Source organism: Micromonospora sp. DT68 (assembly GCF_049847245.1).
GTDB lineage: Bacteria > Actinomycetota > Actinomycetes > Mycobacteriales > Micromonosporaceae > Micromonospora > Micromonospora profundi.
This window is the reverse complement of the sequence record NZ_JBNCNZ010000001.1, coordinates 582,651-604,214: the sequence shown is the minus strand read 5'-3', so window position 1 is coordinate 604,214 and position 21,564 is coordinate 582,651. Positions and strand designations below refer to the sequence as shown.

Annotated in this window: 22 protein-coding genes; 6 read left to right on the top strand and 16 right to left on the bottom strand. The window is 71.5% G+C overall.

Annotated features, from left to right (window positions below; translation table 11 throughout):
- Positions 1-106: 106 nt before the first annotated feature.
- The 5 genes from ACPXB1_RS02910 to ACPXB1_RS02890 all read right to left on the bottom strand — a co-directional run bounded on the left by ACPXB1_RS02910 (position 107) and on the right by ACPXB1_RS02890 (position 4,354).
- Positions 107-475, bottom strand: coding sequence for a YciI family protein (locus ACPXB1_RS02910; protein ID WP_355592374.1), 369 nt, complete (start codon positions 473-475; stop codon positions 107-109).
- 32 nt (positions 476-507) lie between these two features.
- Positions 508-1,182, bottom strand: coding sequence for a DUF998 domain-containing protein (locus ACPXB1_RS02905; protein WP_355592376.1), 675 nt, complete (start codon positions 1,180-1,182; stop codon positions 508-510).
- A 112-nt stretch (positions 1,183-1,294) separates the two neighbouring features.
- Positions 1,295-2,569 carry an RNA polymerase sigma factor gene (locus tag ACPXB1_RS02900; RefSeq protein WP_355592378.1) on the bottom strand — a complete coding sequence of 425 codons (1,275 nt, stop codon included), beginning with the start codon at positions 2,567-2,569 and terminating at the stop codon, positions 1,295-1,297.
- A 48-nt stretch (positions 2,570-2,617) separates the two neighbouring features.
- A complete protein-coding gene (locus ACPXB1_RS02895) occupies positions 2,618-3,151 on the bottom strand; it encodes a WapI family immunity protein (RefSeq protein WP_355592379.1) in 534 nt (177 codons plus the stop codon).
- Positions 3,152-3,196: 45 nt separating this feature from the next.
- The gene (locus ACPXB1_RS02890) at positions 3,197-4,354 is read right to left on the bottom strand and encodes a hypothetical protein (RefSeq protein ID WP_355629189.1); all 1,158 of its coding nucleotides are present in this window, start codon (positions 4,352-4,354) and stop codon (positions 3,197-3,199) included.
- Between the two features lie 152 nt (positions 4,355-4,506).
- Between ACPXB1_RS02890 and ACPXB1_RS02885 the strand changes: the two genes are divergently transcribed.
- Positions 4,507-6,051 (top strand): gluconokinase, encoded by a 1,545-nt coding sequence (locus tag ACPXB1_RS02885; protein WP_425734746.1) that lies wholly within the window; start codon positions 4,507-4,509, stop codon positions 6,049-6,051.
- Positions 6,052-6,083: 32 nt separating this feature from the next.
- On the opposite strand, the gene ACPXB1_RS02880 is transcribed toward ACPXB1_RS02885, so the two are convergent.
- On the bottom strand, positions 6,084-6,368 hold the full coding sequence (locus tag ACPXB1_RS02880; protein ID WP_355592385.1) for a putative quinol monooxygenase: 285 nt from the start codon (positions 6,366-6,368) through the stop codon (positions 6,084-6,086).
- A gap of 200 nt (positions 6,369-6,568) precedes the next feature.
- On the opposite strand from ACPXB1_RS02880, the gene ACPXB1_RS02875 reads away from it, so the two are divergent.
- Positions 6,569-7,894: a serine hydrolase gene (locus ACPXB1_RS02875; protein ID WP_425734745.1), complete on the top strand. Its 1,326-nt coding sequence runs from the start codon at positions 6,569-6,571 to the stop codon at positions 7,892-7,894.
- Positions 7,895-7,901: 7 nt separating this feature from the next.
- Here the strand turns inward: ACPXB1_RS02875 and ACPXB1_RS02870 are convergent, their stop codons facing one another.
- From ACPXB1_RS02870 to ACPXB1_RS02835, 8 genes are all read right to left on the bottom strand, one after another.
- A complete protein-coding gene (locus ACPXB1_RS02870) occupies positions 7,902-8,720 on the bottom strand; it encodes a hypothetical protein (RefSeq protein WP_425734744.1) in 819 nt (272 codons plus the stop codon).
- Positions 8,721-8,813: 93 nt separating this feature from the next.
- A complete protein-coding gene (locus ACPXB1_RS02865) occupies positions 8,814-9,572 on the bottom strand; it encodes a MerR family transcriptional regulator (RefSeq protein WP_425734743.1) in 759 nt (252 codons plus the stop codon).
- A gap of 50 nt (positions 9,573-9,622) precedes the next feature.
- On the bottom strand, positions 9,623-11,878 hold the full coding sequence (locus ACPXB1_RS02860) for a putative bifunctional diguanylate cyclase/phosphodiesterase (protein ID WP_355592393.1): 2,256 nt from the start codon (positions 11,876-11,878) through the stop codon (positions 9,623-9,625).
- 431 nt (positions 11,879-12,309) lie between these two features.
- Positions 12,310-12,543 (bottom strand): zinc-ribbon domain-containing protein, encoded by a 234-nt coding sequence (locus tag ACPXB1_RS02855; RefSeq protein ID WP_355592395.1) that lies wholly within the window; start codon positions 12,541-12,543, stop codon positions 12,310-12,312.
- Positions 12,544-12,720: 177 nt separating this feature from the next.
- Positions 12,721-13,590, bottom strand: a complete 870-nt coding sequence (locus tag ACPXB1_RS02850) for an SRPBCC family protein (protein WP_355592397.1) — start codon at positions 13,588-13,590, stop codon at positions 12,721-12,723.
- Positions 13,583-14,140 carry a helix-turn-helix domain-containing protein gene (locus tag ACPXB1_RS02845; protein ID WP_355592399.1) on the bottom strand — a complete coding sequence of 186 codons (558 nt, stop codon included), beginning with the start codon at positions 14,138-14,140 and terminating at the stop codon, positions 13,583-13,585. Before ACPXB1_RS02845 ends, ACPXB1_RS02850 begins: the two co-directional genes overlap by 8 nt.
- Before the next feature lie 101 nt (positions 14,141-14,241).
- Positions 14,242-15,585 carry a class I SAM-dependent methyltransferase gene (locus ACPXB1_RS02840; RefSeq protein ID WP_425734742.1) on the bottom strand — a complete coding sequence of 448 codons (1,344 nt, stop codon included), beginning with the start codon at positions 15,583-15,585 and terminating at the stop codon, positions 14,242-14,244.
- Positions 15,582-16,979 (bottom strand): FAD-binding oxidoreductase, encoded by a 1,398-nt coding sequence (locus ACPXB1_RS02835; protein WP_355592403.1) that lies wholly within the window; start codon positions 16,977-16,979, stop codon positions 15,582-15,584. The genes ACPXB1_RS02840 and ACPXB1_RS02835 overlap by 4 nt, the downstream gene beginning before the upstream one ends.
- A 94-nt stretch (positions 16,980-17,073) precedes the next feature.
- Between ACPXB1_RS02835 and ACPXB1_RS02830 the strand changes: the two genes are divergently transcribed.
- The 3 genes from ACPXB1_RS02830 to ACPXB1_RS02820 are packed head-to-tail and all read left to right on the top strand — an operon-like array spanning position 17,074 to position 18,616.
- Positions 17,074-17,544 (top strand): aminoacyl-tRNA deacylase, encoded by a 471-nt coding sequence (locus ACPXB1_RS02830; protein ID WP_355592405.1) that lies wholly within the window; start codon positions 17,074-17,076, stop codon positions 17,542-17,544.
- Positions 17,545-17,583: 39 nt separating this feature from the next.
- The gene (locus tag ACPXB1_RS02825) at positions 17,584-17,868 is read left to right on the top strand and encodes a DUF427 domain-containing protein (protein WP_355592407.1); all 285 of its coding nucleotides are present in this window, start codon (positions 17,584-17,586) and stop codon (positions 17,866-17,868) included.
- Between the two features lie 46 nt (positions 17,869-17,914).
- Complete coding sequence (locus ACPXB1_RS02820) at positions 17,915-18,616, top strand: RICIN domain-containing protein (protein ID WP_355592409.1); 702 nt, start codon at positions 17,915-17,917, stop codon at positions 18,614-18,616.
- Positions 18,617-18,626: 10 nt separating this feature from the next.
- On the opposite strand, the gene ACPXB1_RS02815 is transcribed toward ACPXB1_RS02820, so the two are convergent.
- Positions 18,627-19,982: an MFS transporter gene (locus ACPXB1_RS02815; protein WP_425734741.1), complete on the bottom strand. Its 1,356-nt coding sequence runs from the start codon at positions 19,980-19,982 to the stop codon at positions 18,627-18,629.
- 1 nt (position 19,983) lies between these two features.
- On the opposite strand from ACPXB1_RS02815, the gene ACPXB1_RS02810 reads away from it, so the two are divergent.
- Positions 19,984-21,090 carry a GlxA family transcriptional regulator gene (locus ACPXB1_RS02810; protein ID WP_355592413.1) on the top strand — a complete coding sequence of 369 codons (1,107 nt, stop codon included), beginning with the start codon at positions 19,984-19,986 and terminating at the stop codon, positions 21,088-21,090.
- Here the strand turns inward: ACPXB1_RS02810 and ACPXB1_RS02805 are convergent.
- A complete protein-coding gene (locus ACPXB1_RS02805; RefSeq protein ID WP_355592415.1) occupies positions 21,064-21,531 on the bottom strand; it encodes a hypothetical protein in 468 nt (155 codons plus the stop codon). The two genes, ACPXB1_RS02810 and ACPXB1_RS02805, sit on opposite strands and share 27 nt — an antisense overlap.
- Between the last annotated feature and the right edge of the window lie 33 nt (positions 21,532-21,564).

The window sequence follows — 21,564 nt, the reverse complement described above, 5'->3', positions numbered from 1 at the left end:
GCCCCCCCCGTGGCGGCCCGCCCCGCGACCCCGCGCCCCCCCGCCCCCCCCCGGCCCCCGCCCCCCCCCCGCGGCGGGGGGGGCCCCGCGGCGAGGTCGGCCAGCCCTACTCGGGGCTCTCGTAGACCCGGCGGATGTCCACCTCCACGTCGCCGATCGTCTCTGCGAAGATGTCGGCGAACCGTCGCCCCCACTCCACGGCCTCCTCGTGCGAGCGCACGTCCACGAGCGCGAACCCGGCGATCAGCTCCTTGGTCTCGGTGAACGGGCCGTCGGTGACTGTGGTCTTGCCGCTGGTCACTGTGATCCGGGTGGCGTCGTCCTTGGAGGTCGGGCGGAGCCCTTCGGCGGCGAGCAGGATGCCGGACTGCCCAGCCTCCTTCATGAAGGACTCCATCCGGGCCAGGAACTCCGGGCTCGGGTTGAACGCCGCAGGCAGGGTCTCGTCAAGCTTGTGCATCATTATGTAGCGCATCGATCGATCCTTTCGTTGTCGACGAACGATGGTCAGTTGGCGAGCTGCCGACCGCAGAGCGCGGTCAGCCAGCCGAAGACGACGGCGCAGGCGAGTGCCATCCGAACGCTGATGCTGTCCTGGTCGGGCCAGCCCAGGATCGCGACGACGGCCAGCGCGCCGCCGAAGGTGACGGCCGCCCAGCCGCGCTCCCCGGCCCGCCACCAGGCACGAGCGAAGACCAGGCAGGCGATGGTCAGCGACCCGAAGGCCAGCATCGCGCCCACGCCGTGGCCCAGGGCGTGCCAGCTCATCTCCTCCGGTGCACCCTCCGGCGCGCCGGCAGGCCAGCCCATGCTGGGGTCGGAGACCAGCACACCCCCGATGATCAGACCGGCGCCGTGCACGCCGATCAGCGCTGGTCCCCACGTCCCGCCCGGCTTGCCGCGCAGCGTCCGGCGCAGCCCGACCGCGCCGGCCAGGGCGAGCAGCCCGGTCACCACGAAGTTGGTGATCTGGATCCAGCCCAGATCACCGAGGGCGAGCAGGCTGAGTGGCTGCCGGCTCAGGTCGAAACCGTCGCGGGTGAGCACCTGAGCGGCGGCCGCCAGCCCGAACAGCGGGCCGGCGGCGGCTCCGCCGACCAGCAGCGCCCTGGTCGCCGTACGCCGGGAGTCGACGCCCGCCACGGCGGACCCCGCACCACCGGTGCTGGTCATTGTCGTCATGTCGTCCTCCTCTCGCCGGCCCGGTGGCCGGTCCCGCGTGCCGGCCGGGCCGGCTCTTCACTGACGCGTCGAGCGGCCGGGCCGGGATACGACATGGCGGACGAAGAATTTTTCAGCGGGTCGGCGCGACACCACGGGCGCAGTCGCCGGCACGGGCGAGCAGCAGCGTGCGTTCGCGTTCGTTGCCCGTCAGTTCTGCGGCCCGTTCGAACTCGGCACACGCCTCGTCGTGGCGGCCCAGCTTGGCAAGCAGGTCACCGAGGACGCTTGGCAGCAGGTGATAGTGGGCCAGCGCCGGCTCCTCGACCAGCGCCTGAGCCAGTTCCAGACCGGCGGCCGGGCCGTGGGCGAAGGAGACCGCGACGGCCCGGTTCAGCTCCACGACCGGCGACGGTACGACCCGGGCCAGCTCCGCGTAGCCGTCGGCGATGCGCGCCCAGTCGGTGTCCTGCGGGGTCGCCGCGCGGGCGTGGCAGGCGGCGATCTCCGCCTGGAGGGTGTACGGACCGGGCGGGCCGTTCGCCGCCCGTGCCCGGTCCAGGGCTGCGAGGCCCCGCCGGATCAGCAGCCGGTCCCAGCGTCCCCGGTCCTGCTCGAGCAGCAGGACCGGCTCGCCGTCGGCGTCGACCCGGGCGGCGGTACGCGACGCCTGGATCTCCAGCAGCGCGGCGAGCCCGTGCACCTCCGGCTCCTCGGGCATCAGCTCTTGGAGGAGGCGGGCCAGGCGCAGCGCGTCAGCGCAGAGGGCCGGGCGCATCCAGTCGTCGCCGGCCGTGGCCGAATAGCCCTCATTGAAGATCAGGTAGATGACCTCCAGCACGGAGGCGAGGCGCTCGCCCCGCGCGGCCACGCCGGGCACCTCGAACGGCACCTGCGCCTCGGCCAGGGTCTTCTTGGCCCGGGTGATCCGCTGCGCGACAGTGGTCTCGGACACCAGGAACGCCCGCGCGATCTCCTCGGTCTTCAGCCCGCCCAACACGCGCAGGGTCAGCGCCGCCCGCGCCTGCGGCGACAGCACCGGGTGACAGGCGGTGAAGACCAGACGCAGCAGATCGTCGTCGATGCGCTCCTCGAAGGCCGCGTCGAAGTCCGGGGTGAACCCGTCGTCGTCGAGATCCTGCCCGAGTTGTTCGACCGAACGTTCCAGCAGCTTGCGGCGGCGCAGCGCGTCGATCGCCCGCCGCTTGCCGACAGTGGTAAGCCACGCGCCCGGGTTGGCCGGTACGCCGTCCCGGGGCCACTGCTCCAGCGCGGCGACGAGGGCGTCCTGGGCGAGTTCCTCGGCCCAGCCGACATCGCGTACCAGCCCGGCGAGGGCGGCGACGACCCGCCCGGCCTCGATGCGCCACACCGCCTCAACAGTGCGGTGTACCTGCTCAACCCCCATGACTGCCCATCAGAGCAGGGCGGATCGGGCTCCACAAGGACCGCTCGTTCAGTCGGCGTGACGCGGACGGGTCAGCGGGCCCCGGGCCGGAAAGCGCGACGGGGCACGCGGCGGGTACGCCTCGCAGTGCCCGTCCCACTGCGCGGCGGCGACCGTGAGGGCGTCCGCGGAGACGGTGAGGATCAACGGGTAGACGGCTGTGGTCGGGCGGCGCATCCACGGGGGCAGCGACTCGGCGGAGAACTCCACGATCAACTCCAGACGGCGGCGGCGGATCACCCGCGACCGCAGCGCCAGGTTGGGCTCGGTGAAGCGGACCGCTGCCGGTGGCGGGGTCGGCTCGGCGGCGGCTCGTGCCTGGCCGTACAGCCAACTGCCGAGCGCGCGGGCCTCCTCGACCATGAGGCTCGGGTAGTGGTGCGACCAGGTCTGACCGTCGGCGGTGCGGGCGTCCACCTCGACGAGCAGCCAGTCCTGCCAACCGGGGGCCACCCGATCGGGGTCGTCGGGCGGGTCGATGCCGGGCTGGTAGCCGACCGGGCGGATCCGCACCCGGGCGCCATCGTCGGACCGGATCTCCACTCGATCATTGTGGCCGACCGAAGCAGACTTTAATCCCCAAATCGGTCACTTCGTGATGGTCCGGCGTACGCCCCGGTGCTCAGCGCAGGCACCCGGCCGCCCACCAGCCAGGCTGACCGAGCCGTCCCGGCACTGCACCAGGTAGCCCCGACCGGCCCAGAACTGTGGCACGCACTCGAACCAGTCACACACCTCGGCAGCCGGCCGGCGAATCCGGGTGCCGCCGCAGAAGTCGTACCCCATCGGGTTTTCCGGCGCGCCGCAGCGCGGGTCGCGTGACGGGCTTGACGACGGGCGCGGAGACTTCGTCGCCTTCGTGGGTTTGGGCGTGCTGGCCTTCGCAGGCGGTGCGGGCACCGGGCGGACCAGCGCGGGCATGGCACTGGCACTCGGTGCCGGTGTGGCAGCGACAGCCACCTCCGCGCCACCGGCCGGATCGGACGGGTTCGAGTCGATGAGCGCCGCCGGCACCAGCAACGCGATGCCGGCCGCCACAGCTACAGTGCGCCGACCACCGGGCACGAACGACAGGAGCCGCGCCTGCGCGGGCGTGGCCACTGCCGGCCGGAACGGTTTGAGCTGGTCGTGCTCGGCGATCAGCTCGTCGAGCTGGGCGAGCACCGCCGGACGTTGCTCGATGGCGTCGGCGAACGCCAGCGTGAGCTTGAACCGGAAGTCCGCCGCCGCGTCGGCGGGCAGCATCAACCCGGAGGTCCGCGGCCGGTCCAACACCTGGATCAGCGTGACCGGCGCCGCCGGGTCGTGGGCCAGGCCCGTCATCCGGCCGTACGCCCAGTCGCGCCGACCGCGCCCACCCAGCAGCACCAGCCGGCGACTCGTGATGACAGCCATGCCGGCGTCGATGACGCGTACGCCGTCCGGGCGGCGTGGGCGCAGCGGCCCTGCCGGCGGGGCGACCGCGAGGTCCGGCGCGGGCAGCACTGTCGTGTGGCGCACCTCGACCAGTTGCGCGGCGGGCAGGGCCCACAGCACCACCTCGCCGTCGCCCAACTCCAGTGGCAGGCCGGCACCGGCAGCGGCGGAGCCGTGGAAATCGGCGGCCAGGGCGCGGAGCCGCCGTAACTCGTCGTCGCGACGCCGCCACGCCGCCTCGGCGCCACGGAACGTGCTGACCCGCCGCACGTTCTGCCGGTGCGCCCACCGGTACCGCCAAGTGGAACCCGTCGAATCAGTCTTTGCCACGCCGACTCCTTCGCCGCGCAGGCCACCAATCTGGGGTGTCACTGGCTTAACAGCCCCGACGCGCCGACCGGACACGCGAGACTGGACGAAATATCCGATCGGCGGACTGAATCACACGATAGGGCGATATTGCTACGGGAGGAGGTGAGGTCATGCCGCCTGACACCCTGCCCGGGGTGGTGATCGGGGTCGACATCGGCACCACAAGCACAAAGGCCGTCGCGTACGGCACCGACGGGCGGCAGCTCGCCAGCCACACGGCCGGCTATCCCCTCAACGACCCGCAGCCCGGGTACGCCGAGCAGGACCCGGACGTCATCCTCGCCGCGGTCGTCGGGTCGATCCGCTCGGTGGTGGCCGAACTGGCCACGCCGGTGGCCGGGCTGGCCTTCTGCTCCGCCATGCACAGCCTCATCGGGCTCGACCCGGACGGCAACGCACTCACCCCGTCGGTGACCTGGGCCGACTCGCGCGCCACACGGCAGGCCGAACGGCTGCGGGCGGTGCCGTCCGGGCTGGCGCTGCACCGCCGCACCGGCACGCCTATGCATCCGATGTCGCCACTGCCCAAACTCCTCTGGTACGCCGAGCAGGAGCCGAAGCTCTTCGAACGGGTCGCCCACTGGGGCGGCATCAAGGAGTGGGTGCTGGGGAGGCTCTGCGGCACGCTCGTCATCGACCACTCCATCGCCTCGGCCACCGGACTGCTGGACATCCACCACCTGGAGTGGGACACCGAGGCGATCACCATCGCCGGCATCACCGAGGACCAGCTGCCGCAACTGGTGGCCACCACCGCTGTCCTGCCCGGGCTGACCCAGCGGGCCGCTGCCGCGACCGGCCTGCCGCAGCGCACGCCGGTGGTGGTCGGCGCCGGTGACGGGCCGCTGGCGAACCTCGGTCTGGGCGCGGTGCACCCCGGCATGGTGGCCTGCTCGATCGGCACCAGCGGCGCGATGCGGGTCATGGTCGAACGCCCCGGCGTCGACCCGCTGGGCGGAGTGTTCTGCTACGCGCTCACCGAGAATCGTTGGACGGTCGGCGGCGCGATCAACAACGGCGGCATCGTGCTCAAATGGGCGGGTGCGGCGCTCGCACCTGATCTGGGTGAGGATTCCGAGGCCGACCTCGTCGCCATCGCCGCCCGCGCGCCGGTCGGCTCCGGCGGGCTCATCATGCTGCCGTACCTGCACAGCGAGCGCGCTCCACATTGGAGCGCCCTGCCGCGCGGCGCGTACGTGGGGCTGACCCACGGGCACCGGCGCGAACACCTCGTCCGGGCCGCCCTGGAGGGCGTCTGCCAGCAGCTCGCGCTGGTGCTCAGCTCGGTGCGCGCCGCCGGCAACGAGGTGGGCGAGATCCGCGCCGGTGGCGGCTTCGCCCACAGCGGCCTGTGGCGGCAGATGCTCGCCGACGTGCTCGGCGTGCCGGTGAGCTTCCCGGCCGCGCACGAGGGGTCGAGCTTCGGAGCGGCGCTGCTCGGAATGCAGGCGCTGGGGCTGATCCCCAGCATCGACGTGGCCGCCGACCTCGTGCGGATCGACGAGACCATCCGCCCCGACCCGGCCGCCGCCGCCACCTACGCGGCGCTGCTGCCGCTCTTCGCCGAGCTGTACGACGCGCTCGTGCCCGCCTTCACCTCGATGCGCCGGCTGGCGCCCGGCCTACCTGCCACTCCCGCAGGGCCACCGATGTAGTCCGTCTACGCCCACACCAGTGGCAGCCCTCGTCAGGGCGCCTCGACGCCGGAGATCAGGTAGCGGTGCACGTCGGCGTCGAGGATGGCCACCGTCTGCGCGTCGCTGGGCCCGGAGCCACGGAACGCCTCGAGCTGCTCCGGGGACTCCCAGCGTTCGTAGACGTGGATCCGACCCGGATCCAGCGGATCGGCCGCGAGCAGGAAGTCGAGACAGCCGGCGGTCGCGCGGGCCTGCGCGATGACCGGGGCGCACTCGGCGAGGTAGCGGTCGCGCGCATCCGGCCCGACCTGCAAGCTGCCAGCAATGATCAACATCGGAGTGCCCTTCCGGGGGTCGGAGTGCCGATCGGAGTGATGTCGCTGAGACATCTTTATGCCTCTGGGACATCAGGCTATCCAGGACACCGCCGCCCGGTCGGGTGACACCAGCCTCGGCCGCCCCACTCGCCTCCGGCGCTTCATATCGTGCGAACGTGAGAAAAAGCGACAAGAGACGCTCATCTTCCCTGGCGGCGATGCCTGTCCGCGTACCCATGAAGTGGCTGACGACGGCGGTCGCGCTCGTGGTCGTGGCGACGACCGGGCCGGCCACCGCCGACGGTCCAGGCCGCGCTCCCGTCGCGGAGTCGGCGCAGCAGGCCGATCCGGGGTACGGGGTCGATCCCGGCGACGACCAGGGCGACGAGCCCGGGGCGGACCCGACGCCGGAGCGGGCGCCGACCAGCGAGGTGTCCTGGCTGTCGTTTCCCGGCGGGGTGTTCGCGGTGGATTCGCTCGGGCACACCGTGCGGTACCGGGCGTGCGACGGCGACACCGGCCGCGTCGCCGACCCGGGCATGCGGGTCGCGGCCGGGGTGGCCAGCGGCGAGGTCACCGTCGACGGCAGGAGCTTCCGCTACCGGGTGCCCCTGATCGGTCGCAGCGAGGGCGAACTCGTCGTGTACGGGCGGCACACCCAGCCGGTACGTCGCACCGGCGTGGTCGTCACCAGCCCGCAGCCGCCCACCGACCCGGTCGAGGGAGCGCTGTTGTTCCCGCTCAGCGGGCAGCTCGCCCGGGTCGTCGCCGACGCCAGCCTCAACCCGTCCGGGGTCACCGTCCGGGACCTGTCCGGCCGGTACGGCGACCAGCAGATCGCGGTAAACGGCGCGCTGCGCCCCAAGGCCGCCAGCGTCATCAAGCTGTGGATCCTCGTCGAACTGCTCCGTCGCGTCGACTGTGGACAGATATCCCTCGACGACGGTGTGCTGGTGACCCCGGACGACGTGGTCGGCGGCACCGGCCAGTTGCAGTTCGAGACGTTTCCGCAGGTGGTAACCCTGCACCGGCTCGCCCAATACCTGATCAAGTACAGCGACAACATCGCCGCGAATGTGCTGATCACCTACCTGGGCGGCTTCGCCCCGGTCAACGCGCTCATCGACTCGATGAACCAGCGGTCCACCATCCTGGCCCGCCGGATGCTCGACAGCGCGGCCGCCCAGCGCGGCGAGGAGAACTACACAAGCCCCGACGACGTGGTGTCGCTGCTCGGTGCCGTCTGGGACGGCGACATCCTCACCCCGGACTCCCGCGACCTGATGATCGGCTTCATGCGGGAACAGACCCTGAACACCAAGATCCCGGCGGCGCTGCCGCCCGGGGTGCCGGTGGCACACAAGACCGGTGACCTGCCCGACGCCTCACACGACGTCGGCTACTACCTGATCCCCGGCACGGAGACCGCCGTCGCGTTCCTCACCGCCGGGCCGATGGCCACCGGCGACGAGACGGTCCGCCGCATGGCCCGTACCGTCTACGACTTCCTCGTCACCCCGACCGCCGGGGCGGTCGAGGAGTGAACAGCCGTCACACGCCGGGAATGTTCGCCGGCGGGTCCTCCCCCACCAGGTCCGCCGCCGGCGGGTCGGCCACCACGGGAAGCCCGAAATCCGAGTACGTCAGGTCGAGCTGGGCCGTCTTCGACTGCTCGGTGGCCAGCTCGATCCGGTAACGGACCAACCGACCCTGCTCGTCCACCGTGGCGGTGAACGGCACAGCGGCGGCCCGGTCGCCGAGCACACCGCCGACAGCGCTGCCCAGCACGGCGGCGCTGTCGCGCAGGTCCAGCGTGCCCGCGTACTCCCGGATGCCGGTCTGCCGGGCCTTGGCCGGCGCGGTAAGCGTGCTGGCCAGCCGGGTGTTGTCCAGGCCCTTGTTCGTGGCCGGCGAGCCCGGCGCCCCGACGTGCCACCACGTCTTGCCGTCCCACACCGGGATCCGCCGGTCCGGTGCGCTGACCCGCACGTAGACGTCCTGACCCGTGGTCAACCGCTCGATCTTGACCTCGCCGTTGGGCACCTTCAGCGACGTGGTCTCCAGACCACGGCGAGCCTTCGGATCCCAGACGAGCACAGTGGCGTCCCCGTCGCCCGCCCCGCCGGTGCCCAGCGTCAGCTTGTACGGCTGCTCGTCCACCTTCGCGGCGGCGGCCGCCAGCACACCGACCGGATCGGTCGGGGCCGGCGCGGGTGACGCGCCGGTCGAAGGGCTGGTCGGAGCGGCCGATGCGCCGGCCGACGGGCGGCTGGAGTTCGGCTCGTCACCGACGGCGATCAGGGCCCACACCCCGGCGGCCACCGCCACGGCGAGGACGACGCCGGCGGCGACCAGCTTGGGCTTCTTCACTGTCATCTCCCCCGAGCGGGGCGCCCGCCCGGCCGGTCGCCGATCGACGCTCACCGCGGTGCGGTCCGGCCAGACTAGCCGGACCGCACCGGCTCACGCGCGGCTGATCGCGTTGGCGTGGATCGCCTCGTTGAGGTACTCCGCCAGGCCCGGGGCGATGTTCTCGTAGTGCGCGGTGAACCGCTCGTCGGCAAGGTACATGTCGGCCAGCCCGGTGTGGATCTCGTACGAGCACTCGTAGAACCAGCGGCTGATGATCTGCCGATGCTCCTCGGCCAACTCCATCGCCTCCGGACTGTCCGCGGGCGCACCCGAGGCGAGCACGGCGACGATCCGCCGACCCCACTCCACGTTCTCCGCCTTGATCCGCAGCCAGTCCTCCTTGCTGTGGCCCGCAGCCCGCCGGTTCGACTCCCGGTACGCGTCGGTGTCACCCCAACGCCGCTCGGCCTCGGCCTCGTGCTCCTCCGGCTTGAAATCCCCGAAGACCTCGAAGCGCTCCTCGGGAGTGAGGTGGATGTTCAACTTGCTCGCCTCCATCGCGAACTCGATCGCCGCGACCATCTCCTGCAACCGTTTGATCCGTACCGTCAGCAGCTCGTGCTGCCGCCGCAGGTGCGCGGCCGGGTCGACCGCCGGTTCGTCGATGATCTCCGCGATCTGCTCCAGCGGGAAACCCAGCTCGCGGTAGTACAGGACGAGCTGTAACCGTTGCAGGTCGGCGTCGTCGTAGCGGCGGTAGCCGGCTGCCGTCCGCCCGCTTGGCGAGAGCAACCCGATCTCGTCGTAGTGGTGCAACGTCCGGACCGTCACTCCGGCGACCTTGGCCACCTGCCCCACCGTGTACGCCATGGTTTCCCTCCCTTCCGGAAACCAGGCTCCCGCCTGCCGCTACGTGAGGGTCAAGCCCGATTCTGACCCACAGTGGCGGCGGCGTCCGGCCTCCCGTACAGATAGCCCTGCCCCCGTGGGCAACCGATCGCGGTGACCGCCTCGTGCTGGCGTTCGGTCTCCACACCCTCGGCGACCACTGCCAGGTCGAACGCGCCGGCCAGCCGGGTGACCATCTCCACCGTGGCGTGCGCCCGGTCGTCCGACCCGAGCCGGGCAACGAACGATCGGTCGATCTTCAGCTCGGTCGCCGGGATGCGGTGCAGATAGCTCAACGACGAGTAGCCGGTGCCGAAATCGTCGATGGCGATCCGAATGCCCAGGTCCCGGAGTTGACTCAGTCGCTCCAACACCGCGTCGGTGCCCTCGATCAACGCCGACTCGGTCAGCTCCAGTGTCAGCGCCCGTGGCGCGAGCCCCGCGGCGCTGGTGGCCGCCGTGACCGTGGCGATCAGATCGGGCCGGCGCAGGTGCGCGGCGGAGATGTTCACGGCGACCGTCGCCTCCGGTGCCCGGTCACGCCAGGTCGCCGCGGCCCGGCACGCCTCGTGGATCACCCAACGGTCGATCGGAACGATCAGCCCGGTCTCCTCGGCCAGCGGCAGGAACCTCGCCGGCGACAGCATCCCCAGCCGGGGGTGCCGCCAGCGCACAAGCGCCTCCGCGCTGCGGACCGCGCCGGTGGCCAGGTCGACGATGGGCTGGAACTCCAGGTGCAACTGCCCCTCGTCCACCGCCCGGCGCAGGTCGGCGATCAACTCGGCCCGCGAGACGGCCGACTCGCGCAGCGCCGGAGTGCACGTCCGGTACGCGGACTTGCCCGCCGCCTTGGCCGCGTACATGGCGATGTCGGCGTCGCGCAGCAGGTCCGTATGGGAGGTGTGCTGCGGCCCGTACTCGGCGATGCCGATGCTCGCCGACGGGTGCACGCCGACGTCCTCCTCGCCGTCGGAGGGCCGCAGAGCCTCCAGCAGCCGTTCGGCGAGGCGTTCCGGAGGCACCGGGCGGTCACCGTTGACAAGCACGCCGAACTCGTCCCCGCCGAGACGGGCGATGGTCCCGTCATCGCCTACCGCCGCCCGCATCCGCACCGCCAGGCCGGTCAGCAGGGTGTCACCCGTGGCGTGCCCGAACCTGTCGTTCACCTGCTTGAACCCGTCCAGGTCGAGCAGCAGCACAGCCACCGGTCGACCGTCGCGCAGCGCCAGACGCAGCCGCCGGTTGAACAGCAGCCGGTTGGGCAGGCTGGTGAGCTGGTCCGCGTACGCCAGCCGGCGCAGCCGGACCACCAGCCGCAGGTTCTCGTTGGCCGCCAATCCCTGTCGCACGGCGAGGGCGGCGAGCAGCACCATCATCGTCACGAAGATCAGTTGTGGGGTCTGGCCGCTGGGCCGACGGGCCAGCACCACCGCGATGATCGCCCCACCGACCGGCAGGTACGGCAACGCCACCCGCCACCAGGGCGGCAACGGCGACTCGGCGGTGTCGTCGGTGTCGTCGCAGTCCGGCGGCGGCGGGTTCCTGGTCGCCAGGCCGATCAGCAGGTAGCTCAACGGCCAGCACAGGTCGATCGGATGCCCGGCGGCGTAGTCGCCGCGGGCGACCAGCGACACGTAGACGACGTCGGCGACCACGCGCAGGGTGAGGCTCGCCGCGAGCACGCTCATCGGCCGCCACATCGGCCGGACCGGGCCGGAGACCGCGACCAGGATGGTGAGCTGCATCAGGTCGAACATCGGGTAGAGCAGCCCCAGTGTGCGCGCCGGGTCGGCCAACTCCGCGGCGGCGACCCCGCGGAACACAAGCACCCAGGCGATCGGCACCAGGGCCAGCGCGACGATCACCCCGTCCAGCAACGTACGGGCCCGCCCGACGGCGCTCCGCGGCGCGGACGGCGAACTGAGCAGCGCGGCCGTGCCGGTGAAGATGCCGGCGACGAAGACCGCACCCACAAGTGGCGTGTGCGGCAGGTCGCCACCGACGAGCCGCTGCGCCGTCCAGATCGCCCGACCGAGCGCGGCGAGCGCCATGGTGACGGCGAGCATCGTCCAGAAGCGGCGCAGCGGCGCAGGATGCCGGCGGGCCACTCCAACGCACGCGGCCGTCGCCCAGCCGGCCACAAGCATTCCGCCGATGTCACTGACCAGGGCGGCGCCGGGCAGCGCGGCGATCAGCCAGCACGCCTCCGCGACGATGACGGCAGCCGCGACGTACGCACCGGCAGGGCTGCGCGCCCTCGCAGCCTGCTGCACGTCCTGTCGGGACACGGTCGCTCCGGCTCGTCGTCGTGCGTGCACCCTCGGGAGGACCGGTCCACGGTAAACCCCGAAAGCCTAACCACCGCCCGAGTACGCCGCCAGGCCCGAAAGTCTCGCCGTCGGTCGCGGCGCCGCCTCTGGCGACGCAGGTCATGCCGCGTCCCGGCCGGCAGGTTCTGGCGCGCCCGGCCGGCCGGCAGATCGTGGCGCGCCACGGTGGAGCGGGTCGCTGCGTGTCTGGTGGAGCGGGCAGCGGTCAGCGGCCGGCGGAGCGGTTCCAGGGTGAACGGGGCAGTGCGGTGCCGGCCAGGGGACGGCGGGCGCGGCGACGCTTGCGCCGACCGGGGGTGCAGGGCGGGCGCGAGGCGCTGTGCACCTCGGAGCCGGCCGGCGGCGGTGGCCGGCGGATCAGCCAGCAGAGGAAGCGTTCCATCGACGGGTCAGCCGACCGGAAGACGCTCGGCGTCGGACCTGGAGATCTCGTACTGCGCCCCGCAGAACGTGCACTGCTGCGCGTACCGGGTGCGGATCGGGATGAGCGGAATGAAGAACAGGGAGAACTTTGTCGACCGGCGGGTGATCACCTGCGCGGCCTGGTTGCCGCAGTGGCGGCAGACCTGCTGCACGACACCGGACCGGTCGACCTTGGTCCGCAGACCGAAGATGAAGAACATTGCCCGCCAGTACCCACTCCACAGCGAAAAGTCACCGGATCCCGCAAGGCGATCGCAGGACAATCCCCCGCAGGACAAGATCGTGCCCGATCCAGGATGTAGTGCCCTCCGGAGCAAACGAGGCCACTGCATCCTTGATCGAGCACGATCAAGCGCCCCACGATCAAGGCGCGACCGTCAGTTTGTCGGCGCGGGCTCCAGGCCGGGCACCTCGGTGTCGAGCCAGATGGGCTGCCAGGGCTGCTCCTCGTGGAAACGACGCAGCTCGGACAGCCCGGCCACCGACCCACTCCAGGCCGCGTACGGAGGGTTGCCCTCGTCGAAGCCGCTCTGCACGAAGGTCAGCGTGGTGCGGCCGCCGGATTCGGCAAGCTCCCAACTGGTGACGCCGGTCGGTCCCCAGTCGACGGACATCCTGCGACCCGGCTCCAGGTCCACGATCTTGGCCGCGTACCCGCTCTCGAAGCCGCCCATCGCGTACCGGCCGCCGACCCACGGCTCGATCCCGATCGGGTAGCCGAACCAGGAGCTGGACTGCTCGGAGTCGGTGAGCGACTCCCACACCTTGTCGGCGGGGGCTGCGATGACCAACTCGCCGCGCAGGTCGGCGGAGGTGAAGTCGGTGCGCGGCAGGATCGGCCGGCCCTCAAGGTGGGAGGCCAGGTTGGCGATGGCCAGCGACCAGTACGTCTGGAGGACGCCACGGATGCTGGAGCCGCTCATCGCCTCGGCGAAGTCGAAGTGGCTCTGCGTAAGCGTCAGCACCGTGCTGTCGGCGCCCTCGGCGGTCAACTGGAACTCGGTGGTGGTCTCCACCCCGTCGAGCAGCCAGCCGAAGCGCAGTGTGTCGTCGTCGGCGTGCAGCAGGCGCTGATGCGGGGCGTCGCCCTCGGGCGTGTACCGGCCCCAGAACTCGTACCGTCGGGGCAGCTCGACCTCGGCGTGCTCGGCAAGCCAGAGTCGCAGCTCGGCCGGGTCGGTCAGGGCCTGGCGGACGCGTCCGACGGGCGCGGAGAGTCGGGCCTGCAGTTTCAGCAGTTCACTCATTGTCGTTGCCTTTCGGATAGCAGGCCACGGCGAGCTTGAAGGCATCCCCCTCGCTGCCGCCGTAGCGGGTGAACAGGTCTTGGAGTGCGGTTTGCAGGTCGTGCAGGAACTGCTGGCGCTGCTCGGCCGGCACCCGGATCTCGCCGGAGACCCCGATCGAGGGCAGCTCGGGGGCGGCCCGGTCCAGGGCGGCGATGTCGGCTTGGACCTCTTCCATCAGGTCGAGCAGGAAGCCGAGGCTCAGCTCGTCGCGGGCGCGGCGGAGCCCGATGCGCCCGACGAGCCGGGGCGAGAGCCAGTAGGACCGTGCGGCGGCCTGGTAGATGCCCTCGGTGATGCCGCGGACCTTGCGCTCGTTTACCAGCTCGACCAGGCCGGCCGCGACGAGCTGCTTGACGTGGTAGTAGACGCGCTGTGGCGTCTGGTCGAGTCGGGCCGCGACCTCCGTGCAGGTGCGCGGCTCGGCCAGTTGCCGCAGCACCTCGACGCGCTGCGGCTTGAGCAGGACCTCGGCCTGCTCGATCTTCTCCAGGTACAGGACATCTCTCATGGCAAAATCAGTTTGTACGTACAAAATCTGTTTGTCAATCGCTTCGCCGAAAGCCGCGCCGACTTTCCGACGCGACTTTCAGGCGATGATCAACAGGTCTGTCAGGCGAGCCAGTCGGGCCGCAGCGGATAGCCGTTCACGCCGTCCGGGCCGTTGTGGGTGGCAAGCACCTGGTGCAACTGGATGCCGTTGCGCTCGAACGCCATCCGCGACCCGGCCATGTAGAGCCCCCACACCCGGGCGGTGCCCGCGCCCACCTCCGAGACGCAGAAGTCCCAGTGCTCCACCAGGTTGCGGCACCAGGCGGCAAGCGTCAGCGCGTAGTGCTGGCGCAGGTTCTCCTCGTGGTGCACCTCCAGCCCGGCGTCGTGCACCTCACTGATCAACCGACCCGGGCCGGCCAGCTCGCCGTCCGGGAAGACGTACCTGTCGATGAACGCGCCCGAGCGGTGCGGCGCCCGATTGTCAGCGCGGGTGATGCAGTGGTTGAGCAGCCGCCCGCCCTGCCGCAGCCGGTCACGCAGCGCACCGAAGTACGCCGGGTAGTTGCGCACGCCGATATGCTCGGTCAACCCGATCGAGGAGACCGCGTCGAACTGCTCCGCCGGCGCATCCCGGTAGTCCATGTGCCGCACCTCGGCCAGCCCGGTGAGCCCCTCCCGCTCGATGGCGGCCTGCGCCCACTGCGCCTGCGCCTTCGACAGGGTCACCCCCAGCGCCTTCACGCCGTACTCGCGCGCCGCGTGCCGGACCATGCCACCCCAGCCGCAGCCCACATCCAGCAGCCGCATCCCCTTCTTCAACCCGAGCTTGCCGGCGACCAGGTCGTACTTCGTCGCCTGGGCCTGCTCCAAGGTGTCGTCCGGAGACCGGTAAACCGCGCAGGTGTACGTCATCGACGGGCCGAGAACCTTCTCGTAGAAGGCGTTCGAGACGTCGTAGTGGTGTGAGATGGCAGTGCTGTCGCGGACCCGCGAGTGGACCAGCCCGTTCATCACCCGCTTCCAGCGGGGAAGCGCCTCCTGCGGCGGGGCCGGCGGCGGCATCAGCCGCTCCCAGCCCAACCCACGCGCCAACGCCAACCCGTCGGTAAACGACGGCGGACGCAACCGCAGCTCGTCCTTGAGCACCCGCAACGCCTCGTACGGATCACCCGGGTGCACCCCCTGCAACGCCAGGTCGCCACTGACGTAGGCCCGTGCCATGCCCAGGTCGCCAGGGGCCGTGAGCAGGTACGACAGCCCCCGCTCGGAACGGATCGACAGGGTGATGCCGGCATCGGACGGGCCGACGGCGCTGCCGTCGTACCCGGTGATGCGCACCGGCAGCTGCCCGGCGGTGACCGCGCGGATGACGTCCGCAACGGTCGGACCCGTGGGCCGGCCCCCCATCGGCGGGGTGGCGGGGACGCTCGCCGCCCCCTGATCTCGGTCGGTCAGGCTCATGCTCGTGCCACCGCCTTCTCGTACAGTCCCGTCAGCCGCTGGTCCGGGTCGTAGCGGTCCTTCACCGCGCGCCAGGTCTCGCCGCCGTAGAGGCGATCGAAGGCTTCCCGGTCGTAGTACGCGTCGGAGTAGAGCGACTTGTGGCCACCCAACTCGGACACCCTGCGTTCGATCGTGCGGTTGACGTCGCCGTCGGCGGCGCCCGGCGCGATCGGCACGCTCCCCCAGAACCCAATGTTGACGTAGTCCTGCCCCGGCCGTAGGGGATACAGCGGCCAGGGCCGCGCGGAACCCGGCCCCGCCGGCTCACGCAACCGCAGCGGGCAGAGCCAGACCGGGGTCATCCCGACACTGCCCGCGAACCAGCGCAGGAAGTCGGCCGTGCGGTCCAGCGGGATCTCCACGTCCTGCACGACCCGCTCCCGGGCCGGCTGGCCGCGCAGCCTGTCGACGCGGGCCGCCACCTGGTGCCGGTGCTCCAGCCGGACCAGCCGGTGGTAGACGTCGCTGCGCCGGTAACGCGCCGGCCAGAGCCGCCGCAGCACCGGGTGCTGCGCGCCGAACGCCGCCGAACACCAGAACCAGTCGGTGTCCCAGCGCCAGAGATAGTCGTACGCGGTCAGCACGTCCCGGATGCGCCGACGCAGCGACCGGTAGTAAATCGACTGGCCGGTGTAGTCGCTGGGCGGGCCGGCCGAGTCGGTGAACGTGCCGAGCACCAGGTACGCCTCGCCGGGGCTGAACATCACCCCGTCCAGGGCGTCGACAGGCTCACCGCCCCAGGACCGGGTGGCGGTCACCTCGGCTATCGCGTCGGTGAGCGCCTCCAGCCTGGTGAACCGGACGTTGCGCAGCGCCACGTACCTGCCGACGGGTTGCAGTTCGATGCGCAGCCGGGTGGCGTACCCGAGACTGCCCAGCGAGTTGGGAAACGCCGCGAACAGGTCGGCGTGCTCCCCGTCGGGCCGAGCCGTGACGATCTCGCCGGAGCCGGTGAGGATGTCCAGCTCCCGCACCGACTCGTGGGGCAGGCCGTTGCGGAACGACGTCGACTCGATGCCGAGGCCGGTCACCGCGCCGCCCAGGGTGATGGTGCGCAACTGCGGCACCACGAGCGGCATCAGCCCGTGCGGCAACGTCGCGTCGACAAGGTCCTCGTACGTGCACATGCCCTGCACGTCGGCCGTTCGAGCTGTCGCGTCGACCGACAGCACCCGGTTGAGACCGCTCACGTCGAGGCCCGGGGTCCGGGGAGCGGACCGGGGGCGGAACAGATTGGAGGTGCGTTTGGCCAGCCGGACAGGCTCGCCAGTGGGCACCGCGGCGTACGACCGCCGCAACGTGTCCACCGCTTCATCATGGTCAATGGGGTGATCCACACGCTCCGCGCGCATGTGATCACCTTACGCCCGCACCCGCGACATTCGTGGGACGTCGCCAGCGGTCATTTCCCGTCCGCCGGCAGGCCCGACGGCTACCGTTGCGATCATGCCGTCGCCCGCGATCGCCGCCCTGGATTCCGCCGGTATCCCGTACCGGTTGGTCAGCCACGGGCCGGTCGGCAGCCTGGCGGAGGCCGCCGCCGCCCGGGGTGTCGCCGTCCCGGACGTGGTCAAGACGATAGTGGTCCGCCGGAGCGCGGACGACCACCTGTTCGTGCTCACCCCCGGCGACCGGGTCATCTCCTGGCCCAAGCTGCGGGCTCTGCTGGGGGTGCACCGCCTCTCCATGCCGGATGCGGCGGGAGCGCTGGCCGCCACCGGCTACGAACGCGGCACCATCACCCCGTTCGGCGCGAGCACGGCGTGGCCGGTGATCGCCGACGAGCGGCTGCGCGGTCGGCAGATCACGCTGGGCGCGGGTGAACGCGGTCTCGCCGTCGCAGTCGACGCCGACGCCGCGATCGCCGCGCTCGCCGCCACAGTGGCCGATGTCACCGACCCGCAGCCGGCCCGCTGAAAGCTGTCGTCGTCGCTGTGGCGGCCTAGTGTTGGGGACATGCCGAAAGCCGTGTGGAACGACCTGGTCATCGCCGAGAGCGACGACACCGTGCTTGTGGAGGGCAACCACTACTTCCCCCGCTCCGCCCTGCGCGACGACCTGATCCGCGAGTCGCCGACGCACACCGTCTGCCCGTGGAAGGGCACCGCCTCGTACTACTCCCTCGAGCACGAGGGCAGCACCAGCCAGGACGCGGTCTGGTACTACCCGGAGCCGAAGCCGGACGCCGAGATGGTGCGCGACCGGGTGGCGTTCTGGAAGGACGTCCGGGTCGTCGACTGACCGCTGGGTTGGCTCCGGCGCGCCGCCGTGGGCGAGGATGGCCCCTATGTCCGCGCCCGAGGAACGCCCCGAGCCCGCCGGCACCGTCTACGGCGGTCGCCGGGCGCCCCACTCCGGCCTGTTGAGCGACCCGCTGCTGCGGCTGGCGGTGGCGGTGGGGTTGGTCGGCGTACTCGTGGGGGTGGTCTTCGCCACCGGGCTGTTCGACGGTGACGAGGAGCCGGTGGTGCCGGCGACTGTCGGCGTGCCGTCCAGCGTGCCGGAGCCGACCACCGAGACGGCCGAGCCGAGCCCGACGGCCTCCGCGGAGCCGTCGCCCACCACCCCGGCCGGCCCGCCCACCGGGCCGACTGTGCTGCGGGCCGCCTCCGGTCTGTGCCTCGCTGTCGACGGCGACGGCGAGAAGGCCGAGGCACAACTGGCCGCGTGCAGCGGCGGCCCGGAGCAGCAGTGGGTGGTCAACCCGGCCGCCGCGGATGTCGTGACGCTCACCAACGCCGCCTACGGGCAGTGCCTCGACGTCGAGGGCGGCAGTGGGGACGACGGCGCGCGGATGATGCAGTTCCCCTGCCACGGCGGGCCCAACCAGCAGTGGCGGCTGAGCGCCACGGGCACCGGCCCGGCGCTGCTGGTGGCAGCGCACAGCGGCAAGTGCGCGCAGCCCGACGACGACGGCGCCGAGGCCGGCGACGACGTTCGGCAGCGGGCCTGCGACGGTCGACCCGCCCAGCAGTGGACCCTCGGCTGAGCGGTCCGGCTCAGCCCCGGAAGCTCCACGCCTTCGGGGCGGTCGCGGCGGCCAGCACGGCCTCCGGCACCGGCCGACCAGGCCGTCGGCGCAGCAGCAACGACAGCCCGGCGGCACCTATCGACAGCGCGCCCGCCACGTACCAGGCCACCGCGTAGTCACCGAGACGGTCGCGGACCAGCCCCGCGCCGGTCGCGGCGATCGCCGCCCCGAACTGGTGCGCGGCGAACACCCAACCGAACACGACAGCACCGGCGTCGCCGAAGTACTCGCGGCACAGCGCCACAGTCGGCGGCACGGTGGCCACCCAGTCCAGGCCGTAGAAGATGATGAACACCAGCATGCTCGGCCGGGCGGTGCCACTGAACAGGCTCGGCAGCACCAGCAGCGACGCACCGCGCAGCGCGTAGTAGGCGCCGAGCAGCAGCCGGCTGTCCACCCGGTCGGTGAGCCAACCGGAGGCGATCGTCCCGACGATGTCGAAGAGCCCGACCAGGGCGAGCAGCCCGGCCGCCGTGGTCTCGGCCATGCCGTGGTCGTGCGCGGCCGGCACGAAATGCGTACCGACGAGGCCGTTCGTCGTCGCGCCGCAGATCGCGAAGCCGCCGGCCAGGAGCCAGAACGGCCGGGTCCGCGCCGCGACGGCCAGCGCACCAAGCGCCCGGCTCGCCGCGCCGCCGCTGGGCGGCGGCACCGTCACGACCTCGGTCGCGCCGTAGGCGGGCAGGTCGAGATCCGCCGGGTGCTCGCGCAGCAACCACACCACCAGGGGTACGACCGCGAGGGCGGATCCGGCCACGACGAGTGCTGCCGTACGCCAGCCGTGATCGCGCACCAGCACGGCGATCAGCGGGAGGAAGATCAGCTGCCCGGCCGCCCCGCCCGCGGTCAGCACACCGGTGACGAGACCCCGGCGGCGGACGAACCAGCGACCCGTGACGGTAGCCACGAAGGCCAACGCCATCGAGCCGGTGCCCAACCCGACGAGTACGCCCCAGCACAGCAGCAACTGCCAGCTCGCCGTCATGAAGACGGTGAGCCCGCTGCCGGCGGCGACCAGCAGTAGCGCCACCGAGACCACCCGGCGGATGCCGAAGCGGTCCATCAGGGCGGCGGCGAACGGCGCGGTGAGCCCGTAGAGCAGCAGGTTGACCGAGACGGCAGCCGAGATGGTCGCAAGCGGCCAGCCGAACTCGGCGTGCAGCGGATGCAGCAGCACCGACGGGGTGGCCCGGAACCCGGCCGCGCCGACCAACGCCACGAAGGCGACGGCCGCGACCAGCCAGGCGGGATGCAGGCGGCGGTTCTTTCTCACGCCATCAGTCTGGGTGCCGCGCAGATCACCGACGAGTGGCCGGAAAGCCATCATGCGCAATAATCGGGCCATGAGCGTACGCCCGCACCGGATCGCCGTCCTCGCCCTCGACCAGGTGGTCGGCCTCGACCTGGGCACGCCGGCGCAGGTCTTCAGCACCGCAGGGGGTGCCGACGGCACATCCCGCTACGACGTCCGGGTGTGCACTCCCGGCGGGCTTCCGGTGCGCAGCACCGCCGGCTTCCAGGTGCTCCCGGACCACGGGCTGGAGTTGCTCGACACCGCCGAAACGGTGATCGTCCCGGGCATCCACGCCGGCACCGCGCTGACCGACGGCAGCATCGAGCCGGAGGTGGCCGAGGCGCTGCGCTCGGCGTATGACCGTGGGGCCCGGGTGATGTCGATCTGCACCGGGGCGTTCGTGCTGGCTGCCGCCGGCCTGCTCGACGGGCGCCGGGCCACCACCCACTGGGCGTACGCGCAGCGGTTCCGTCGCCTGCACAGCCGGGTGGACCTCGACCCGGCGGTGCTGTTCATCGTCGACGACCGGGTGCTCACCTCGGCCGGGGTCGCCGCAGGCATCGACCTCTGCCTGCACGTGATCCGCCTCGATCACGGCAGCGAGGCCGCCAACCGGGTGGCCCGCCGTTGTGTGATGCCGCCGTGGCGCGACGGAGGTCAGGCGCAGTACATCGAGCAGCCGGTGCCGAAGGTGACCGACACCAGCACCGCGAGCACGCGCGAGTGGGCACGGCAGCGGCTGCACGAGTCGATCGCCCTGCGTGACCTCGCCGAGCACGCCCGGATGAGCGTGCGCACCTTCACCCGGCGCTTCCGGTCGGAGACCGGGCTGAGCCCGGCGCAGTGGCTGCTGCACCAGCGCACCGAACACGCCCGGCTGCTGCTGGAGACGACCGACCTCACGGTCGACCAGATCGCCCACCGCTGCGGGTTCAACACCACTGCCGCCCTACGCCAACAACTCCACCAGCGCATCGGAGTGAGTCCGACAACCTACCGCCGCACCTTCCACCTCCGCCCGCCCCACTCCCCCCGCGATCTTGCACTTTCGGTCGTGGATCTGCCCGTTACGCCCTCTTCGACCAGGCAGGAAGCGCAAGATCGACGAGAATCAGGGGTTGGTGCGGAGCGCGTGTAGTTGGGCCTGGTGTTTTGGTAGGTGGACCTTTGTGTGCAGGTTCAGGGTGCGGGACCAAGGTAAGGGCTCGTCGATGTCCAGGTCGGGGCCTTCCCGCAGGCAGGTCGCTACCGGGGTTTCCGCGTTCAGGCCGAGCTGATCGACAAGCGCGCAGAGCCGTTCACTGGTGTCGTGCAGCAGCGCGGTCAGGCCACGCATGCCGCCCTGCTCGGCGACCAACGCGTCGAGCTGCGGACGGTGCATGTCGTCCAGGTCGTAGTACGCGTAGGGCGATCCGGCAAGCAAAGCCTCGGTGGCCTGAATCATCAGCTCGTCGTTGGCAACCAGATGCGCCATGATCTGCTCGGCGCTGAGCTCCCCCCGAGCAGGCGACCCGAACTCCCCACCATCGACCTCACCAAACAAGCCCCGGTAAGCAAGTCGCAGCCCCGCACTGTCCACGCCCCCAGTCAACCTCGCCCCACCCCGTCGATC